Genomic DNA, 19541 nt, shown 5'->3' on the forward strand with positions numbered 1-19541 from the left:
GACTTGGACATATGGAGTACGACAAATCATTACACAAGTATCTGTCAGACTTAGGACACCTATCGGCTGAGGTCTCCGACCTCCTCCTGTTCATAGGAGCTCATCTCTCCGTCGCTGAGAGCTGTACCGGTGGTCTGATCGCTGGTACCCTTACAAGTATCAGCGGGGCCTCTGATTGGTTTGATACCGGGGTGACGACCTATACACGACATAGTAAGCAGCAGGTACTCGGTCTCTTAGATCGGGAGATTCGGGATGGGCTGGTCTCGGAGGCGACAGCAATGGCGATGTGCGAGCACGTTGCAAAGCTCTCCGGAGCTGCATTTTCGCTATCCACGACCGGTGTCGCCGGTCCGGCGGAGAGTGAGGGGTACAAGGCATGCGCTGCTTGGATTGCCGTCCACTCGCCTATGGGAACGGTCTCTCGCTGGCTCGAGCATGAGGATGAGGGACGTAATACCAACCGCGCTTACATTGCGCAGCAAGCACTCTCTCTACTGCTCGAGGAATTACAGAAGTACGTCAAGATCCAGAAAGGATGACGCTTCAGGAGGCACTGAAGAGGGCGTTTGGGTACGATAGCTTCAGACCCAATCAAGAAGAAGCCTGCCGAAACCTCCTCCAGGGTCGTGATCAGTTGGTCATTTTGCCCACAGGAGGCGGTAAGTCCATCTGCTACCAGCTTCCCGCCCTTCTGCGTGACGGGTGCGCCATTGTGGTCTCTCCGCTCATTGCGCTGATGAGAGATCAGATTGATGCGCTCAATCGTCATCACATCCCCTCTGCCACCATCAATAGCTCTATGCCCGATGCTGCCCGGCGTCAGGTGCTTCTGCTTTTACTCAAGGAGAAGCTGAAGCTGCTCTACATCAGCCCTGAGACCTTGATGTCCCAGACAGGGGAGTACATCCTTCGGAGTGCTAAGATCTCTTTCTTTGCCATTGACGAGGCACACTGCATCAGTCAGTGGGGACACGACTTCAGACCTGAGTACTCACAGCTTGGTTTCCTTAAGCAGAGATATCCCGATCACCCGATCATCGCACTCACTGCGACAGCGGATCCTGCAACCCGTAAGGACATAGTGAATAAGCTGCAGCTGGCTGATCCCCTCGAGATTGTCGGCGACTTTGATCGACCCAACATTCACATAACGGTACGCAGAGGGGTAAGGAAGAGGGAAAAGCTGAGGGAGATAGCAGACTTTATTGATGAGCGTGGCGCCCTCTCCAGTGGGATCATCTACTGCACCAAGCGGAAGGACACCGAGATGCTATCCGACTACCTCAATGGTCAGAATATCCATGCTCTCCCTTACCACGCATCCATGTCTCCCGAGTCTCGACTCATCGTACACAGAGCGTTCCTCTCCGGTCAGGTACAGGTCGTGTGCGCTACAGTTGCCTTCGGTATGGGGATTGATAAGCCTGATGTCAGATGGGTGATCCACTATAGTATGCCCATGAATATAGAGCAGTACTATCAGGAGATCGGGCGTGTAGGAAGGGATGGTCAGCCGGCAGAGGCAGTGATGTACTACTCCTATGGTGACCTTAAGATCCTTGAGTTGCTTATGAAAGACTCCTCCAACGAGGATCTCAATAGAGCCAAGATGGAGTATATGAAGCGCTTCTGTGAAGCTACCGTCTGCCGACGTAAGATCCTACTCGGATACTTCGGGCAGGAGACAGCGGAGGTCTGCAACAACTGCGACATATGCCTCTTACCACCGGAAGCAACCTTTGATGGTACGATATATGCTCAAAAGGTTATGAGTACCATCGTGAGGGCACAGGAGACAATCACTGTGGAGGATGTGGCAAATATCCTGATAGGATCACAACGGAGAGAGCTATGGGATAGAGGTCTCAGCAGACTGACCACCTTTGGGATCGGAAAGGAGGAGACTTGGTTGGCATGGCGTGAGTATGTCTACCAAATGGCTCAGAATGGTCTCATCGCCATTGACTATAGCAAGGGCTGTCGCCTTACGATGACCAAGCTCGGCTGGGAAGTGTTGCGTGGGGAGAGCACGCTGACGCTAACAAAGTTCACCCCTTATCGTAAGAAGGCGTGACACGACAAGCCCTATACTATAATGGCTGTCAGTGATCAAGCAGCCATCCTCACAAATAGCGATGATAGCCCTGTACCAGGGTGCCTAAGCCCTTACTCCTGGTTGGGAGTTGGATCCAAGTCGTCCAGTATACGATCGACCTCCTTACCTACTTGGGCAATTTTTGTCCGGCAGTGAGTGATCAGTGCCACCGCATAGCGACTTTGGCTAAGTACCTCATCTATAGGCAGGTTGCCCTCCTCCAGATGTGAGAGCACACGCTCCGTCTCAGCAATAGCCTCATCGTAGGTCAGTGCGTCTACTTTTTCCTTGATCTCTTCTTTAGTCATAGGTCTATTGTGTCTTGTCCTTATGTATGTGGGAGACTTGCCCCTCAATGGAGCCATCGATCATCAGGATCTGGAGGTCTGTATCGCTGTCCACCTCTTCGACCGAGGAGAGCTGACGTCCCCCCTGTAGCACAGGCAGGAACCCCCGCCTCATAATTTTCTCGGGATTATAGAGCTCTGCCAGCTTGGTATAGTTGTCCAACCGCTCCTGCTCCTGCGGGACAACCCTCGTCAGGATCGTGGATAGACGCTGGCGCCTGCTCTCAAGACCAACGGACTGAGAGCCGACATACAACCTACGATCATAGAGTAGCGAGGTAGCGCGCTTGGCGAGGGTCTCGACGCTATCACGGAGAACTTCCTGGTGACCATGCAAAGCGTTGACCAGTAACCTCTCTGAGCGCCGCATACGGTCGCTCTCTCGACGCTCAAGCGTGGACAGCACCTTACCCAGTCGCGAGGGGTGATCGACCTGTATCTGTTGCATCCGATGATACCGATCGAGGAGCAGAGTACTTAAGTGATCTCCGGCATCGACGACCCTACTTACCTGATCCTCCAAGCGATGGATCAGAAACTCTGCAGCTGCCGTGGGCGTCTTGACGGAGGTATTGGCCACATGGTCAGCTACAGAGAAGTCACGCTCATGTCCGATGGCGGTAATGATCGGCAGACAGAAGTTGGCTATATACTCACAGAGTCTGTAGTCGTCAAATGCGGACAGATCAATAGGACTGCCCCCTCCTCGTAAGATCACCACAGCATCATACGAGTCCGCGTGATCATATATCCGATCCAAAGCACGTATCACCGTCTGAGTGGTGGTAGCGCCTTGCATCGTAGCTGGGTAGAGATCAAAGTGAAAGAGATCGGCAAGATTGCTCTTCCGCATTTGATCCTTGAAGTCACCCCACCCTGCTGCGGTCGCAGAGGATATGACAGCTATCCTCTGGGTAAGTGTCGGGAGAGTACACTGCTCCTTATTGAGATCAATAATACCATCCCTTCTTAGCCTCTCAATCGTCTCGCGGCGGATGCGCTCCAGATTGCCCAGAGTGTGATTAGGGTCAATATCTTGAATATTGAGGGAGAAACCATACAGCCCGTGAAAGGAGACACTCACAGTCATCAGGAGCTCCATCCCTGCACGCGGATAGTCCCCGGTCACGTCACAGAAGCGCTGCATCACCCGAGCAGCATTACCTGCCCAGATAGTGGCTCGTGAGGAGGCAACTTTTCGCCCACTCGTGTCCGTCTCTGTCAGCTCCAGGTAGTAGTGTCCTGAGGAAGCATTTGAATTAATGCTCGCCACCTCGGCCACGATCCTGTAGTATCCTTTGAAGCTCGTCTCGAGAGCACGACGTACGCTACCGAGCAATTCACTCAGCTTATACGCCTTTACCTCCTCTTCGTTCTCAAAGAGACTTATCCTCGATGCTCCCACGCTCATGGACGGATATTGTTGACTATAGTGACCTTAAGAAATGGATCAGTGCCTCTGTGGCTCTCCCTCTGTGGCTGATGCGATTCTTCTCTTCCTCACTCATCTCCGCAAAGGTGCGATCAAATCCCTCAGGGCGAAAGACCGGGTCATAGCCAAATCCACCCTCCCCCTGAGGCGTTTCCGTAATCACACCGCGGACCTCGCCCTCAAAGCAGTGCTGCTGATCATCCAAGATCAGAGTGATGACAGTCCGGAAGACTGCGCTCCGGTCCTCTACTCCATCAATCTCGTGTAGGAGCTTCCGGATGTTATCTTCCGGACGGCACTCCGGTCCTGCATAGCGAGCAGTATAGACGCCGGGGCGACCATCAAGAGCTACCACCTCGAGACCGGTGTCATCAGCGAAGCAGTCCATGTGGTGACGCTGATGACAAGTCTGAGCCTTGATCATAGAGTTCTCGCGGATCGTCGTCCCCGTCTCCTCTATCTCCTCATCATCGCCCATCTCGTGGAGGGACACCACGTCATACGGCAGTCCCTCGAGTAGGATTAGGTCTCTTATCTCCTGAGTCTTATGCTCATTGTGAGTCGCCAAGAGCAGCCGATGTCTCTCGCACATATTACTCCGGTTAGTCCTCACCTTGGCTCGCCTTAGAGGCCACCTCCTCAAGCCCCTCTCTCTGTTTCTTCGTGGGCTTGACATAATTGACGTCAAAGCCCTCGCCATAGACTCCCCTCACTGGTGCCTCGGTGATAAAGGCTCGCTCGTCAATGTCCTTCACAATCCTCATAATCGTAGCTGTCTGAGCGCGTCTGGCAATGACCATCATCACCTTCATATCAGATCCGGAGAATGCCCCTACACCCTTGAGCAGGGTCACACCGCGACCTGCCTCCTTGATGATCAGCTGACTGATCTCTTCGTACTTAGAGGAGATGATGAAGAACTGCACACACTGACGGTAGCCATTGAGGAAGAAGTCTACCGAGAGATTGCAGGTGATGATCTGGATAAAGGAGTATACCAGCTTGTCCGGATCCTGAAAGATAAACCATGAGAGTCCCACGGTGATCACATCGATCGCTAAGAGAGCACGGCCAATGGCCATATGCTTGTACTTATTGATGATTGATGCGATAATATCGGTACCACCCGTCGAGCCACCCCTTGCAAAGATCATTGCAAGGCTGAATCCGATACCGATAGATCCGATGATCACAGCCATAGCCGGATCATCGGGCAGCATCGGGGTATCAAAGAATTGTCCTGAAGCCGGTATAGAGATACCAAGGACAATCACGCTAAATACAGTGCGGATGGAGAACTTCCACCCCAGTATGATCACCGACAGGATCACTAGGATACCATTGATGATATTATAAGGCCAACCCACGTCAAAGGTCATACCGGCCTTATCACAGGCCCAAGTAATGACAGAGGCGATACCGGAGAGTCCGCCCGAGGTGATCTCGTGCGAAAAGATAAACCCTCTCCAGAAGAAGGTGTACAGGAGCAGAGTAAGGAAGATCAGGATATAATCCTCTACCTCGCGCCAGAGCTTAGCTGATTTACTTATGCCCATGATTTATAAGTTAAATAAAACTATTCGTGAAAGCGTCCTTACTTTCCAAGGACAATATTGACAATCTTATGAGGTACCACGATGACCCTCTGAGGCTCTTTACCCTCAAGGTATCGCAGAGTATCCTCAGACCGAAGCACCTCCTCCTCAATCTCTACCTTACTCATCTCTGCAGGGAGATCCATCGTGAAGCGCACCTTACCATTGAAGGATATCGGGTAGGTAATCGTGGACTCCTTGAGGAAGTCCTCATTTAGTTCCGGCCACTTGGCATCCACGACACTATCAGAGTGTCCCAGTGCATGCCACACCTCCTCAGCGAGGTGCGGCGCAAAGGGAGAAAGCATTACGATAAAGTCCTGAAGTAATGACATTGAGGTACACTTTTGGCTCGCAAGGTCATTTGCGCAGACCATCATCGCACTCACACAGGTATTGAAGGAGTAGGACTCAATGCCCTCGGTCACCTTCTTAAGCGCAGTGTGCAGGGACTTCAGCGAGTCCTTTGACGGCTTGTCATCGGTCACCTTTAACTCCCCTTCGTCATCAAAGAAGAAGCCATAGATGCGACGGAGGAAACGGAAGGCTCCATCGATTCCATTTGTATCCCAAGGCTTGGATTGCTCTATCGGACCGAGGAACATCTCATAGACCCTCAGGGTATCAGCGCCATACTGCTCGATGATATCGTCAGGGTTGACCACATTGAGGTACGACTTGCTCATCTTCTCCACTGCACTACCGCAGATATAGGAGCCATCGTCCTCAAGGATAAAGTCTGCATCACTAAGTTCGTGCTGAGAGGCCTTGAAGGCATCCAGATCCAGTCGGTCATTATGGACGATCCCGACCGACACATGGATCGGCTGGACCTCATAGGCATCCTTCTTACCCAGTGAGACGAAAGTATTGGTCCCGATGACACGATAGGCAAAGCTTGACTTTCCCTGGATCATGCCTTGATTGATCAGCTTACGGAAGGGCTCATCCTCGCAGACATAGCCGAGGTCGTAAAGGAATTTATTCCAGAAGCGACTATAGATCAGGTGACCGGTCGCATGCTCTGTCCCCCCCACGTAGACGTCCACACTTCTCCAGTACTCATTAGCCTCCTTGCTGACAAGTGCCTGCCGATTGTGCGGATCCATATAGCGCAGGTAGTAGGCTGAGCTGCCGGCAAACCCGGGCATCGTGCACAACTCCAGGGGGTAGCCCTCCTTGGTACACCAGTCCTTGGCCCGTCCGAGAGGTGGCTCGCCTGACTCTGTAGGCAGATACTTGTCCACCTCGGGGAGCTCCAGTGGCAGCTCCGACTCATCCAGCGTGTAAGGGATGCCGTCCTTGTAGTAGACGGGGATCGGCTCCCCCCAGTATCTCTGTCGGCTGAATATCGCATCCCTCAGTCGGTAATTGACACGCTTGCGACCAAGCTTGTGCTCGTCTACGTAGTCCCTCATCGCAGCGATCGCCTCATCGACACTCATCCCATCGAGGAAGCCGGAGTGGATCATCGTCCCCTCGTGACTATCAAGAGACTCCTCCCACGTTGCCGGGTCGCTCACCTCAGTGCCTCTCCCCTGTACCACTTGGATGATAGGGAGAGAGAAGTGCTTTGCAAAGGCAAAGTCTCTGGAGTCGTGAGCCGGTACTGCCATCACGGCACCGGTACCATAGCCGATGAGTACATAGTCGCTGATCCAGATCGGGATCTCCTCGCCCGTTATTGGGTGGATGGCGTAGCTGCCGGAGAAGACTCCGGAGACCGAGTGGTCCATCATACGCTCCCTCTCGGATCGTCTCTTCGTCCGATCAAGATAGGCCTCAACAGCCTCCCTCTGCCCAGCCGTAGTCACCTCCTGCACCAGAGGGCTCTCTGGCGCAAGCACCATAAAGGTCACCCCGTAGAGCGTATCCGCCCGCGTGGTGAAGACCGTAATCGACTCTTCACTATCCTTGAGGTGAAAAGTGATCTCCGCCCCCTCTGAGCGACCGATCCAGTTGCGCTGGGTCTCCTTGATCGAGGGTGTCCAGTCTATATGGTCCAGACCAGACAGAAGTCTCTCTGCATAAGCTGACACGCGAAGGCACCACTGCTTCATAACCTTCTGCTCCACAGGATGCCCACCGCGTACAGATAAGCCTTCACTCACCTCATCATTAGCGAGCACGGTACCAAGGGCAGGACACCAATTGACCATCGTCTCGCCTCTATAAGCGAGCCGGTAATTCATCAGCACCTCCTGCTGCTTCTTCTCATCCCATCCATTCCACTCATCAGCGCTGAACGAGAGCTCCTCAGACCCCTCGGCGCTCAGTCCTTCTGTTCCCCTCTTGGACAGGTGATCCACAAGCGTGGAGATCGGCTGAGCCTTATCCTCCTCAGTATCGTAGTAGGAGTGGAACATCTGGATAAATGCCCACTGCGTCCACTTGTAGTACTCCGGATCACAGGTCATGACCATTCGACTCCAGTCGTAAGAGAAGCCGATGTTGTCCAGCTGCTTCCTGTACCTGTCGGTATTGATCTTGGTGGTGACGGCGGGATGCTGTCCCGTCTGGATCGCATACTGCTCTGCCGGCAGACCATAGGCATCATATCCCATGGGGTGCAGGACATTGAAGCCGCAGAGTCGCTTGTACCTACTCAGTATGTCCGAGGCAATGTAGCCAAGCGGATGCCCCACATGGAGACCAGCTCCAGAGGGGTAAGGGAACATATCCAAGCAGTAAAACTTCTTCTTAGATGGCTCCTCCGTGACCTTATATATATTGTGGTCTCGCCACCAGGCTTGCCACTTTTTCTCTATCTCTGTGAAGTTGTAGGACATAAAGCTACTCTCTTGGTCTGTCAGACTATTCTATTGCGTGCAAAAATACCAAAAAAATGACAACTCTGCTTCTCAGAATGCCCACTTTTCAGTGGCTGTCGCCTCGGGATCCGCCATCTCAAGCCTTAGCCTCATAGCCAAAGCTGAGAGAGCAATTTTAATTGGATCACTGCAGGCTGATTATCAATAGATAAAGGATCACATCAGGTCTTTCACAAAGCCAAGCGTACCTCTGCCAAATGAACACTCAGTCTAATATCGGTATTAGTGAATTCTTTTACCGGTATTAGTGACGACTAATACCGGTAAAAGAATCGAGTGTGTCCCTGCTCCCTCTCGTCCGTCACAAACTATGGTATCTAATGGATGGACATAAGCAAAAAAAGGAGCGTCGTACAAGGGGGGGCGCCTTAGTCGGTGACCAGCGCCCCAACCATTTCCGTAATGGACGAGAAGTGGTGGCGGGTCATATAGTCGTCGATCCCTGCAATTACACCGAGTGGAGCCAGAGGATCGACAAAATTCTGCGTGCCGATCTGAACTGCCGAGGCACCACATAGGATGAACTCGATCGCATCCCTCCAGTCGCAGATCCCACCAATACCTATCAGCGGCACATCGACGACCTGAGATACCTGCCACACCATCCTTAGCGCCACAGGCTTGACTGCAGGGCCTGAGAGACCACCGGTGATGGTGGAGATCTTTGGTCTCATACGCTCCGCATCCACTGCCATAGCCATAATGGTATTGATCAGCGATAGTGCATCAGCGCCCTCGTCCACAGCAGCCTGAGCAATGTCGGTGATGCTGGTCACATTGGGCGTAAGCTTGACGATGAGCGTCTTATCAAATACCCTCCGCACTGCCTTTACGATCTCGGCAGTGCCTTCGCAAGAGACACCGTAGAGCATTCCCCCATCCTTCACGTTGGGACAGGAGATATTCAGTTCGATCGCATGTATCAGGTCAAGGTCATTGAGAGCCTCTGCCACCTGCACGTAAGAGGCTATCGTTGAGCCGCTCACATTAGGGATGATCTCGGTGCCCAGCTGATTGGCCTCGGGATAGATGTGATCAATCCAGTAGTCAAGCCCCTTATTTTGCAGCCCGACAGCATTGATCATCCCCGAGGGGGTCTCCGCCATACGCGGCTTTGGATTTCCCTGACGTGGCTCCAGCGTCACCGCTTTCGCAAAGATCCCACCCAGCTGAGAGACATCGTACACCTGATTCATCAGCACACCATCGCCAAAGGTTCCGGAGGCTGTAGTGACAGGATTTTTCAGCACGAGACTGCCTATCCTAGTCGTTAAGTCGTTCATCTGCTTCATTGCCACAATAGATCCTCGATATTAAATACAGGTCCCTCCGTACAGACGCATACATTACCACGCACAGTTGGCTCTACGCAGCAGAGACAGATACCGATGCCACAAGCCATCATATTCTCCAGAGACACTTCGCACCTGATTTTATTCCTACGGGCGATATCTGCAACCGCCTTCATCATCGGGGTGGGACCACAGCAGTATATATCAGAAAATGTCCTCTTGCCCCAGATAGTGTGCTCAGTCACGAAGCCTTGCTCGCCGAGGCTCCCATCCTCCGTAGTGATGAGGAGATCGCCCACTTCCTCAAAGGGGGCAAGATCAGGAAAAGCGCTGTCAGTACGAGCTCCGAGGAGAAAAGTCGGCTCGTATCCTTGACTGAGTAGGTGGCGACCCATCGTCAGGAGGGGGGCAATGCCCACTCCGCCACCTACCAATAGAGGACTCTCACCGATAGGATCGCTAAAGTGGTTACCGAGGGGTCCCAGTACCTCCACGCTCGTCCCTATGGGAGCGTCTCTCAAGTAACGTGTCGCCTTGCCGGCCACTTGGATCAGTAGGTCTAAGTGCTTCTCACTCCCTCCATAAATAGAGATAGGGCGTCTCAGTAGTACCTCCGGTGCATGGATCCGTAGCTGTACGAATTGTCCGGGGGCAAAGGGTGTCACCTTAATTGCCCTATCAATAGGCTCCAAGCGTATGCCATAGAGCGTATCGCTGTAGTGTCGTATGTCGCACACGGACATCGTTAGGTCTTTCATCTGTCGCATACATTTCGGAATGCCTCCCCCACTCGTCTATTCAAGGTTCATCTCATACTCCCAAATTTACGATTATTACCTTATCTCCCCACACTCCAATCATAGACACCCTCGAATATCCACATAAGTAAACACTGGTATACGTACATACAGACCAAAGAATGTATACATACAGAGACGCCGCTCGGAAAACTCTCTGTCCTCGTGGACTATCCCCACCCATTCGTGGAACAATAAGCACTCTGAAATCCTCAAGGAAGCGTCTTGTAATCTGAGGTTGTATAGCCATGAATACCATTAAGTTATAGACGAATATTTAGAATTAATTTAGCCTTTATGAACCGCAAGGATCCCTCAGTAGCTGTCTGACACGTTTTCATGAATTATAGAGTGTTGGAAACCATTAATTTAACACCATAACGATTGACACTATTCTAAGTGGCTACACACACGCATTGATACTCGTGATCGTTAATCCATCCATTCAAGTGGGATTGTATCGATGTTTACATATATATTTGCATAGTGAGAGTGGGTATACACGACTCTGAACACCAATTATACATTTATATATGGATACAAGGGACCGAATTAAGCTAATCATAGAGACTGAGGGAGTCACCCAGGCCGCCTTCGCAGAGTCTACCGGCATCAATACGTCGACGCTGAATCACGTACTCACCGGGAGAAATAATCCCAGCATAGAGGTAATCACGAAGATACTCAGCACGTACCCCCAGTACGAGTACGAATGGCTCCTACATGGCAATGGCTCGATGTGGACAGAGGCTTATAGTGAGGAGCGAGCAAAGAGCTCCACGATCTCCCTTTTCCAAGGTACTACAGCAGCGACCAACTTCACTGAAAGGCCTACTCCCGAGCCCCGGACGAGCTCGGAAAAATCGCCTACCGAGAGAAAAAGTCTTCCTTCACTCGGTCCTTTTGCGAAAGTGTCGGTCAAGCGGGTGCAGAGGGTCATCATCTACTACGATGACAACACCTACGAGACACTCTACCCCTCACGCCCAGGCGATCTGCAGACCGACCCTCAGTGACGCTGCCGCTGGATGCTCTCTGCAAAGCTAGGCCGACAGGGAGAGTTCTTCGACAGGTTCTTGCTCTCTATGCATACGCTACGGGATGTAGTGCCAGTGTAGGCAAATTGCACACTCATCAGATAAGATGAGAAATTTGTACCTTTGGCGTTGTAAAGGAGAAGGGTTTGCCGATTGCACACTTGTTCCTTCCCCTTCCTACGGCACAGACGTACACTCTATAGCATTATATGACAAAGCACCTCAGAGCTGCTATCACTGCCATTGGACACTATCTGCCCAAGGATATATTGACCAATGACGACATTGCCAAGATGGTTGACACCTCAGACGAGTGGATCACGACACGGGTCGGCATCCATCAGCGTCACATACTGAGAGACCGCACTGAGGGAGCCTCTGTGCTGGGCGTGGAGGCAATCCGTGACTTGGTGAGACGTCACCCAATGGATCTATCGACGATAGATATGGTGATCTGCTCAACAAACTCCCCGGACTATATCTTCCCATCAACGGCATCCATCATAGCAGCCGAGACGGGGATCCCTGATGGCGTGCCCTGCTACGACTTTCAGGCGGCATGCAGCGGATTTATCTTCGGGCTGCAGATTGCTCGAGGCTTAGTCGAGAGTGGGCTGTATCGTAAGATCCTTCTGGTGACAGCAGAGAAGAATAGCTACTTTGCCAACCCCTCTGATCGGTCGACCCTACCCCTCTTCGGCGATGGAGGTGCTGCGACACTTATTGAGCCGACTGAGGACGATATGGGGGTGATAGACATCCTGATCGGGAATAAGAATATCGGTCACCGCGATGACTTGATCATCCCTGCCGGAGGCTCCGCCCGACCCGCCTCGCACGAGACGATTGATAGTGGGGAGCACTTCATCAAGATGAATGGAAGAGTGATCTTCAAGTGCGCAGTCTCGACTATGGGCGAGACATCGCAAGAAGTACTCACACGAAATGGGCTCACCAAGGATCAAGTGGCATGGGTGGTTCCTCACCAAGCCAATCTCAGGATTATGAGTGCTGTAGCTGAGCGCCTTGAGCTGCCGATGGACCGACTGTTAGTCAATATCGGGCACTGTGGCAACACCTCTTCCTCATCCATACCCATTGTTCTCAGTGAGTGCGAGAAACAGATACGAAGGGGAGATAATATCATAATGACCGCCTTTGGCGCCGGTCTCACCTATGGGACGGCCTTACTTAAGTGGGCTTACGACACACCGGAGGAGTAAGAGTAGTAGATGAATAAGATAGAAAACTTCAAGAGCGGCTTTGTCAACATCGTTGGCAACCCCAATGTCGGTAAGTCTACCCTGATGAATCAGCTGGTAGGTGACCGACTCAGCATCATCACCAATAAGTCGCAGACGACGAGACACCGCATTATTGGCATCGTCAATAGCGATCGTATGCAGATCGTCTACAGCGACACTCCGGGGGTGCTCAAGCCCAAGTATCGTATGCAGGAGGATATGCTCTCCTTCTCACGCAGTGCCCTTGAGGATGCCGACATCCTCCTTTATGTCACAGATACCATTGAGCAGGCAGACAAGAATGCGGACTTCATCGCTCAAGTGGCCAAGCTTGACATCCCCGTCCTCGTCCTGATCAATAAGGCAGATCTTATGAGTCAGGAGGAGCTGGCAGCACTTATAGAGAGCTGGAGAGACCGGCTTCCTAATGCCACTGAGATCCTCCCTCTTGCTGCTCTGCATGGGGCCGGCATCCCTTATCTAAAGGAGCGCATCCCCGAGCTACTCCCGGTAGCGCCCCCTTACTTTGACGAGGATGCGCTGACCGATAGGCCGGCACGCTTTTTTGTCTCGGAGATTATCCGCGAGAAGATCTTCCTCTACTACAGGGAGGAGGTCCCCTACTCCTGCGAGGTTGCAATAGAGTCCTTCAAGGAGTCCGATGACCTGATCCGCATCACAGGGACGATCTTTGTCGAGCGAGAGTCCCAGAAGGGGATCATCATCGGCAAGGGCGGCATAGCGCTTAAGAAAGTCTCTACCCTTGCCCGTCGAGACTTAGAGAGATTCTTCGGTAAGAAGATCTTCCTCCGCCTTGAAGTGGAGGTCTCCGGTGACTGGCGCAATAGCGATCGAGCACTCCAATCCTTCGGTTACGAGTCCAAGAGCTGAGTAACCTATTTCAATACCGATAACACAATAGACAGATACACCCTATGGCCAATAGCAAACTGGTAGCACTTGTCGGTCGACCTAATGTCGGCAAGTCCACTCTCTTCAATCGCCTCACTGAGTCCCGTACGGCGATCGTCTCCGACACCCCCGGCACCACCCGCGACCGTCAGTATGGTCGCTGCGAGTGGCAGGGGCGCTCCTTCAGCATAGTCGACACCGGTGGCTGGGTCGGTCAGAGTGATGAGACCTTTGAGTCCGCTATCAATAAGCAGGTAGAGATGGGTCTTGCAGAGGCAGATCTTATCGTCTTCCTCGTGGATGTGAAGGAGGGCCTCACGCCACTGGATATGGAGATTGCGAATATGCTTCGCCGCACAGACAAGCCGCTCATGGTGGTGGCAAATAAAGCAGACAACTTTACCATGGATGCCTATGCTGCGGAGTTTTACGCCCTCTCACTCGGGGACCCCTACCCAATCTCTGCCACAAACGGCGCCGGCACGGGTGACTTCCTTGATGCCTTGGTCTCGATGCTTCCGGAAGAAAGCATCGAGGAGGAGAAGGTACCGGATATGCTTCGTCTCGCCATCGTTGGCCGTCCCAATGCCGGTAAGTCCACCTTAGTCAATACACTATTGGATGAGGATCGCCACATCGTGACCGATATCTCCGGCACCACGAGGGACTCTATCTACACACATTACGATCGCTTTGGGCACAACCTCCTCCTCGTGGACACCGCCGGTGTGAGAGAGAAGAGGAAGGTGAGTGAGGATATTGAGTACTACTCTGTACTCCGTAGCATCACGGCGATAGAGAATTCTGACGTCTGTGTCCTGATGCTTGACGCCACCCAAGGCATTGAGGCTGTGGATGTCAATGTCTACTCCATCGTCCGAAAGAATAACAAGGGTCTCATCGTTTGTGTCAATAAGTGGGACTTGATTGAGGAGAAGGGTAAGGAAGTCATGGAGACATATAAGGCAGCCATCCGCGCCAGACTGGCTCCATTCACAGACTTCCCGATCCTCTTCATCTCCGCCCTGACGAGGCAAAGGGTACTTAAGATCCTCGATCTTGCTGAGGAGATCTATGCCAAGCGGAAGACCCGTATCTCCACCGGTCAGCTCAATAAGGTACTCCTTCCTATCATAGGCGCCACCCCGCCCCCAATGATCAAGGGAAAGATGATCAAGATCAAGTACATCACCATGCTCCCCGGTGTTACTGTCCCGAGCTTCGTCTTCTTCTGCAACCTGCCGCAGTGGATCAAAGAGCCTTACAAGCGCTTCCTTGAGAATAAGATACGGGCCAACTGGGACTTCAGTGGCACCCCGATCAACATCTTCTTCCGAGAGAAGTGACGCACAATGGCTGAGGTAAAGAAGCGGAAGCGTCGCACAGCAACGGCGGAGCGGACTCGACAGCACTTCATCAAGGTAGCTCGAGACCTCTTCGCTTCGCTGGGCTTCCGTGACACCACGATGAATGGCATTGCCAAGAGTGCCGGCAAGAGCCGCCGCACGCTCTACACCTACTTCAGCACCAAGGAGGACATTTACTTAGAGGTGATCAAGGAGGAGTTTGACTTCCTCTACAGCGAGCTGGAGAAGTTTGTCAATCAGCCCGTCCCTACACCGGAGAAACTCATGCGCTACATAGGGCACCGTGAGGAGATGATCAATAATGTAGTGATGTGGAATGGGACACTGGAGGCTGAGTTCTTCAATGACATTGCCACCCTCGAGCGGGCCAGAGTGCGCTTCGATGTACTCGAGCGACGTCTCATCCGCCAGATGCTGCAGGAGGGGATTTCCGGAGGCTACTTTCGCCCCACACTTGACCCGACCCGCACCACGATGCTCCTACACGCCTGCCTCAAGGGGCTTGAGGTACCCTACATCCGGGGTCAGCTGGGACGCTCACGCGAGTCGCTCATGCGTACCTACTTTATCGTCTACGACCTTATCCTCAAGGGGATAGGCAATGATAAAGAAGACAAAGAATAATCCAATACCAGATATGACTACTACTCAGACTCATAAGACCGCCATCGTCACCGGTGGAAGCCGTGGCATCGGTCGCGCCATCTGTCTCGAGCTCGCCTCGAGAGGCGTCCAAATAGCCTTCTGTGGCAGATCGCTCAATGCCAATACTGCCTCTCTTGAGGAGGAGCTCCGTGGAATGGGTGTGGAGTCCAAGGCCTACGCTCTTGATGCTGCAGACCACGAGGCAGCCAAGGTCTTTGTCGCTGACGTGCTCAGAGACTTCGGCACCATTGATTACTTAGTTAATAATGCCGGTATCACTCACGATGGACTCCTGATGCGCATGGACGAGGAGCAGTGGGACAGCGTTATCGGTGCAAATCTGAAGAGTGTCTTCAATGTCACCTCTGCCCTACTCCCCACTATGATCCGCGCTCGCAGCGGAGCCATCGTCAGCCTCTCCTCGGTTGTTGGTCTACACGGCAATGCCGGTCAGACCAATTACTCTGCCTCCAAGGCCGGGATCGTCGGCTTCACGAAGTCGCTCGCCAAGGAGGTGGGTAGTCGAGGCATCCGTGTGAATGCGGTCGCTCCCGGATTTATCCTGACTGATATGACCTCTCAGCTCAGCGAGGAGCAGACGAAGGCGTGGACAACAGAGATCCCGCTTCGTCGGGCAGGCACTCCGGAGGATGTTGCCCGAGCAGTTGCCTTCCTCCTCTCTGATGATGCCTCCTACATCACCGGACAGGTGCTGCAGGTCTGTGGTGGTATGGCACTCTGATCCGATGGAGGTACTCTACGAGGACAACCACCTGCTCGCTGTCTCCAAGGCTCCCGGTGAGATCGTGCAGGGGGATCGTACCGGAGATGAGCCACTTGTGGAGACCTGCAAATCCTATATCAAGGAGAAGTACAATAAGCCCGGTGCTGTCTTCCTCGGGGTGGCACACCGACTTGACCGACCGGTGAGCGGGGTGGTACTCTTCGCACGCACCAGCAAGGCACTCACACGACTCAATGACGCCTTTCGCCGTAGGGACGACCTTGAGAAGGTCTACCTCGCCCTTGTCGAGGGACGTCCGGATCGCCCCGCTGCCACTTTGACCCACCATCTCCTTCGCAATAGGGATCAGAATAAGAGCTACCCGGTCCGCGCGGTGACGAAGGAGGCGAAGGAGGCGGTGCTGGAGTATCGAGTGATGGCTCAGCCTACCGAAGGGCAGACGCTGCTGGAGATCCACCTCCATACCGGACGGCATCACCAGATCCGTGTACAGCTGGCAGCCATAGGCTGCCCGATCGTCGGTGATGTCAAGTACGGCGCCTCTCACCCCCTCCCAGATGCGTCCATAGCTCTCCATGCCCGCTCACTCTCTCTGACTCATCCGGTCCGCCGAGAGCCGATCACCTTTATCGCCCCACTTCCCTCCACCCCCGTCTGGGATCCTGTCCGAGACCTATAACACAAGAGAGGCTGTCCGAGATGATCGGGCAGCCTCTCTTTTGCTTTGTAGGGCTCGTGTTACTTCTTATTGAGCCACTTATTCATCCAGTCGATCCAGGTGCGATAGAAGAGGACGCTATTCTGCGGCTTCAGGATCCAGTGGCTCTCATCAGGGAAGTAGAGCATACGAGAGGGGATGCCTCGCAGCTGAGCAGCATTGAAGGCCTGCATACCCTGTGAGAAGAGGATGCGGAAGTCATCCCCGCCTGCAATGCAGAGGATCGGGGTGTCCCACTTGTCGACAAAGTGGTGGGGAGAGAAGGAGTACGAGTTGCGTACCCGCTCCTTATCTGTCTCCCAGAAGGGACCACCGAGATCCCAGTTAGTAAACCAGAGCTCCTCTGTCTCCAAGTACTGCGCATCGAGATTGAACATCCCGGCGTGAGCAGCAAAGGCCTTGAAGCGACCCTCATGGTGCCCGGCGAGATAGTAGACAGAGAATCCACCATAGCTGGCACCGGTGGCACCGAGCCGATCCTTATCCACATAGGGGAGCGTGGCAGCGTAGTCGATCGCAGAGAGATAGTCCTTGATATTCTGACCACCATAGTCACCGGAGATCTGCTCCGTCCACTCCTTACCATTGCCGATGGTACCGCGACGATTAGGCGCTACCATGATGAAGCCTGCGGAGGCAAAGGTGCGGAAGTTCCAGCGGTAGCTCCAGAATTGTGTCACCGGGCTTTGAGGACCTCCCTCACAGAAGAGGACTGTAGGATACTTCTTTTTGGGGTCAAAGTTGGGCGGCAATATGAACCAAGTGATCATATCCTTGCCATCGGTCGTCTTAACGATGTGACGCTGTACGGTCACATTGGGATAGTCAGCAAGGAAGGCATCATTGTCAGGGGTCAGCTTCGTCGCCTCGCCCTTTGCCACATTGTAAGCAAAGGCGGAGGTCGGCTCTGCCATTGACTGGATAGTGAGGAGCATCTCCTTTCCCTCGCCTGCAAAGCCCGTCACATCAGCGAGGTCGTACTTTGTCATCTGCTCAGCCTTCCCGGTCTCAATATTGATGCTAAAGAGATTGGATGTGCCGTGATCTGGGGTGACAAAGCGGAGCTTCTTACCACAAGAGCACCAGCCCAGCTGCTGTGGGTAGTACTCATAGTCCTTGGAGACAAAGGTCTTCTTCCCGCTCTTCATATCCATCACGAAGATCCTCGGGAGGTCCGACTCACAGCCGTCATGCTCCATGCTGAGCCACGCGAGCTTAGTCCCATCGGGAGAGAAGGTGGGATTGGTATCGTAGCCCATCATCCCCTCTGTCAGATTGGTCGTCTTGCCACTCTCGAGGTCAAAGAGATAAATATCCGTATTGGTCGAGATGGCGTATTCCTTACCCACCTTCTTGCGGCACGAGTAAGCGATCTGCTTGCTGTCCTTGGTCCAGCTCAGCTGCTCGGTACCGCCAAAGGGCTTGGTCGGCAACTCAAAGAGCTCGCCCTCATTGAGGATTGAGCGAAGCTCCTTGGAGACCTTGCCATCGGTGCCTACCGTGGCGATGAAGGACTGAGGTACGGAGACATTCCACTCATCCCAGTGCTTGTACATCAAGTCATCGTAGATATGGCCGGTCTGCTTCCCGAGGTCAGGGTTCTCCTCCTTGGAGATCTCCGGAAGCATCACCTCGCGTATGACGACCACCTTCTTCCGATCGGGAGAGTAAAGGAAGTCGATCACATCGAAGTCATAGTCCGACACCACGCGGAGGTTACTGCCGTCTAAGTTGCAGAGAGCGATCTGAGCCTTGTCGCCCTTTGTGGAGACAAAAGCAATCATCTGATCGTCAAGGAAGACCGGAGAGTGACCGGCATTCTTGCCGAGGATGGCTCGTCCGCTACCGGGCTTACCAGTCTCACCGACCATGATCTCGGAGTAGAAGTTATTCTGCTCAAGCTGAGCCATAGAGCGGGTGTAGATGAAGTGCTTCCCGTCCGGAGAGAGCTGGATGCCCCCGATGCGATAGAGCTTGTGCATCGCCTCAGCGGTGAAGACTTTACCCTCGCCGGCGGTCTCACTTGCCGTTGTTGCGCTCACCGGAGAGCAGAGCATAAGTGCTCCGGTCGCCGCAAGGGTCATAAGGGATAAGAATTTTGACATGTGTACGTGTTATGATTAAAAAGGTATTTGTGCTTCGTACTTCACAATTGCGAAAGTACACAATTATTACGACACCTCCCGATCATAGCGGTCAGAAAAATTAGTCAGAGAGAGCGACGAATGGGGCATATACCCCTCATAGGAGCGGACAGATAGACACTAAAAGCAGCATTGATGACTTATTCCGGCACTACAAAGCGCTTGCGATAGTCCTCTAAGCCTATCACCACCATCTGGCTCCTGATCAGAGACCGGACATACTCTTTTTGTCTGCCGACAGATGTCAGAAAAATCGCCCCGACTGCAGGCTCAATTCTTTTACCGATATTAGTCTTGTCTAATATCGATATTAGTCTTCTCTAATATCGGTATTAGA

Annotated in this window: 17 protein-coding genes; 9 read left to right on the forward strand and 8 right to left on the reverse strand. The window is 53.0% G+C overall.

Annotation, left to right across the window (positions count from 1 at the left end; translation table 11 throughout):
* Positions 1-11 precede the first annotated feature (11 nt).
* On the forward strand, positions 12-542 hold the full coding sequence (locus tag HMPREF2890_RS01865) for a CinA family protein (protein ID WP_070464468.1): 531 nt from the start codon (positions 12-14) through the stop codon (positions 540-542).
* Positions 539-2077: a RecQ family ATP-dependent DNA helicase gene (locus HMPREF2890_RS01870; protein ID WP_070464470.1), complete on the forward strand. Its 1539-nt coding sequence runs from the start codon at positions 539-541 to the stop codon at positions 2075-2077. Before HMPREF2890_RS01865 ends, HMPREF2890_RS01870 begins: the two co-directional genes overlap by 4 nt.
* A 92-nt stretch (positions 2078-2169) precedes the next feature.
* Here HMPREF2890_RS01870 and xseB read toward each other — a convergent pair whose 3' ends face one another.
* The 7 genes from xseB to HMPREF2890_RS01905 form a co-directional block, all read right to left on the reverse strand.
* On the reverse strand, positions 2170-2406 hold the full coding sequence (gene xseB / locus HMPREF2890_RS01875) for an exodeoxyribonuclease VII small subunit (RefSeq protein ID WP_070464473.1): 237 nt from the start codon (positions 2404-2406) through the stop codon (positions 2170-2172).
* A gap of 4 nt (positions 2407-2410) precedes the next feature.
* The gene (gene xseA / locus HMPREF2890_RS01880) at positions 2411-3856 is read right to left on the reverse strand and encodes an exodeoxyribonuclease VII large subunit (RefSeq protein WP_070464475.1); all 1446 of its coding nucleotides are present in this window, start codon (positions 3854-3856) and stop codon (positions 2411-2413) included.
* Between the two features lie 16 nt (positions 3857-3872).
* The gene (gene rdgB / locus HMPREF2890_RS01885) at positions 3873-4469 is read right to left on the reverse strand and encodes an RdgB/HAM1 family non-canonical purine NTP pyrophosphatase (protein ID WP_070464477.1); all 597 of its coding nucleotides are present in this window, start codon (positions 4467-4469) and stop codon (positions 3873-3875) included.
* Between the two features lie 10 nt (positions 4470-4479).
* A complete protein-coding gene (locus HMPREF2890_RS01890; RefSeq protein ID WP_070464479.1) occupies positions 4480-5433 on the reverse strand; it encodes a YitT family protein in 954 nt (317 codons plus the stop codon).
* A 38-nt stretch (positions 5434-5471) separates the two neighbouring features.
* On the reverse strand, positions 5472-8261 hold the full coding sequence (gene leuS, locus HMPREF2890_RS01895) for a leucine--tRNA ligase (RefSeq protein WP_070464481.1): 2790 nt from the start codon (positions 8259-8261) through the stop codon (positions 5472-5474).
* A gap of 410 nt (positions 8262-8671) precedes the next feature.
* Complete coding sequence (locus HMPREF2890_RS01900) at positions 8672-9586, reverse strand: dihydroorotate dehydrogenase (RefSeq protein ID WP_070464571.1); 915 nt, start codon at positions 9584-9586, stop codon at positions 8672-8674.
* Between the two features lie 5 nt (positions 9587-9591).
* Positions 9592-10353, reverse strand: a complete 762-nt coding sequence (locus HMPREF2890_RS01905) for a dihydroorotate dehydrogenase electron transfer subunit (RefSeq protein WP_246825243.1) — start codon at positions 10351-10353, stop codon at positions 9592-9594.
* A gap of 572 nt (positions 10354-10925) precedes the next feature.
* Between HMPREF2890_RS01905 and HMPREF2890_RS01910 the strand changes: the two genes are divergently transcribed.
* From HMPREF2890_RS01910 to HMPREF2890_RS01940, 7 genes are all read left to right on the forward strand, one after another.
* A complete protein-coding gene (locus HMPREF2890_RS01910) occupies positions 10926-11408 on the forward strand; it encodes a helix-turn-helix domain-containing protein (protein WP_070464485.1) in 483 nt (160 codons plus the stop codon).
* 230 nt (positions 11409-11638) lie between these two features.
* The gene (locus HMPREF2890_RS01915) at positions 11639-12652 is read left to right on the forward strand and encodes a beta-ketoacyl-ACP synthase III (protein WP_070464487.1); all 1014 of its coding nucleotides are present in this window, start codon (positions 11639-11641) and stop codon (positions 12650-12652) included.
* Positions 12653-12661: 9 nt separating this feature from the next.
* A complete protein-coding gene (gene era, locus HMPREF2890_RS01920) occupies positions 12662-13564 on the forward strand; it encodes a GTPase Era (RefSeq protein ID WP_070464489.1) in 903 nt (300 codons plus the stop codon).
* A gap of 44 nt (positions 13565-13608) precedes the next feature.
* The gene (der, locus tag HMPREF2890_RS01925) at positions 13609-14931 is read left to right on the forward strand and encodes a ribosome biogenesis GTPase Der (protein ID WP_070464492.1); all 1323 of its coding nucleotides are present in this window, start codon (positions 13609-13611) and stop codon (positions 14929-14931) included.
* 6 nt (positions 14932-14937) lie between these two features.
* Positions 14938-15576: a TetR/AcrR family transcriptional regulator gene (locus tag HMPREF2890_RS01930; protein WP_070464494.1), complete on the forward strand. Its 639-nt coding sequence runs from the start codon at positions 14938-14940 to the stop codon at positions 15574-15576.
* Positions 15554-16339, forward strand: coding sequence for a 3-oxoacyl-[acyl-carrier-protein] reductase (gene fabG / locus HMPREF2890_RS01935; protein WP_246825244.1), 786 nt, complete (start codon positions 15554-15556; stop codon positions 16337-16339). The genes HMPREF2890_RS01930 and fabG overlap by 23 nt, the downstream gene beginning before the upstream one ends.
* A gap of 4 nt (positions 16340-16343) precedes the next feature.
* Entirely contained in the window at positions 16344-17021 is a 678-nt protein-coding gene (locus HMPREF2890_RS01940) for an RluA family pseudouridine synthase (protein WP_070464498.1), read from the forward strand.
* Positions 17022-17080: 59 nt separating this feature from the next.
* Here the strand turns inward: HMPREF2890_RS01940 and HMPREF2890_RS01945 are convergent, their stop codons facing one another.
* A complete protein-coding gene (locus HMPREF2890_RS01945) occupies positions 17081-19165 on the reverse strand; it encodes a S9 family peptidase (protein ID WP_070464500.1) in 2085 nt (694 codons plus the stop codon).
* Between the last annotated feature and the right edge of the window lie 376 nt (positions 19166-19541).

The sequence above is a fragment of the Porphyromonas sp. HMSC065F10 genome (genome assembly GCF_001808555.1).
Classification (GTDB): Bacteria; Bacteroidota; Bacteroidia; order Bacteroidales; family Porphyromonadaceae; genus Porphyromonas_A.

Bases quoted from the DNA above. Each gene is read 5' to 3' on its own strand.
- HMPREF2890_RS01940 (WP_070464498.1), top strand. From the start codon at position 16,344: ATGGAGGTACTCTACGAGGACAACCACCTGCTCGCTGTCTCCAAGGCT.
- HMPREF2890_RS01865 (WP_070464468.1), top strand. From the start codon at position 12: ATGGAGTACGACAAATCATTACACAAGTATCTGTCAGACTTAGGACAC.
- HMPREF2890_RS01910 (WP_070464485.1), top strand. From the start codon at position 10,926: ATGGATACAAGGGACCGAATTAAGCTAATCATAGAGACTGAGGGAGTC.
- rdgB (WP_070464477.1), bottom strand. From the start codon at position 4,469: ATGTGCGAGAGACATCGGCTGCTCTTGGCGACTCACAATGAGCATAAG.
- HMPREF2890_RS01890 (WP_070464479.1), bottom strand. From the start codon at position 5,433: ATGGGCATAAGTAAATCAGCTAAGCTCTGGCGCGAGGTAGAGGATTAT.
- fabG (WP_246825244.1), top strand. From the start codon at position 15,554: ATGATAAAGAAGACAAAGAATAATCCAATACCAGATATGACTACTACT.
- HMPREF2890_RS01870 (WP_070464470.1), top strand. From the start codon at position 539: ATGACGCTTCAGGAGGCACTGAAGAGGGCGTTTGGGTACGATAGCTTC.
- HMPREF2890_RS01930 (WP_070464494.1), top strand. From the start codon at position 14,938: ATGGCTGAGGTAAAGAAGCGGAAGCGTCGCACAGCAACGGCGGAGCGG.
- leuS (WP_070464481.1), bottom strand. From the start codon at position 8,261: ATGTCCTACAACTTCACAGAGATAGAGAAAAAGTGGCAAGCCTGGTGG.
- der (WP_070464492.1), top strand. From the start codon at position 13,609: ATGGCCAATAGCAAACTGGTAGCACTTGTCGGTCGACCTAATGTCGGC.
- HMPREF2890_RS01915 (WP_070464487.1), top strand. From the start codon at position 11,639: ATGACAAAGCACCTCAGAGCTGCTATCACTGCCATTGGACACTATCTG.
- HMPREF2890_RS01905 (WP_246825243.1), bottom strand. From the start codon at position 10,353: ATGAAAGACCTAACGATGTCCGTGTGCGACATACGACACTACAGCGAT.
- HMPREF2890_RS01900 (WP_070464571.1), bottom strand. From the start codon at position 9,586: ATGAACGACTTAACGACTAGGATAGGCAGTCTCGTGCTGAAAAATCCT.
- xseB (WP_070464473.1), bottom strand. From the start codon at position 2,406: ATGACTAAAGAAGAGATCAAGGAAAAAGTAGACGCACTGACCTACGAT.
- HMPREF2890_RS01945 (WP_070464500.1), bottom strand. From the start codon at position 19,165: ATGTCAAAATTCTTATCCCTTATGACCCTTGCGGCGACCGGAGCACTT.
- xseA (WP_070464475.1), bottom strand. From the start codon at position 3,856: ATGAGCGTGGGAGCATCGAGGATAAGTCTCTTTGAGAACGAAGAGGAG.
- era (WP_070464489.1), top strand. From the start codon at position 12,662: ATGAATAAGATAGAAAACTTCAAGAGCGGCTTTGTCAACATCGTTGGC.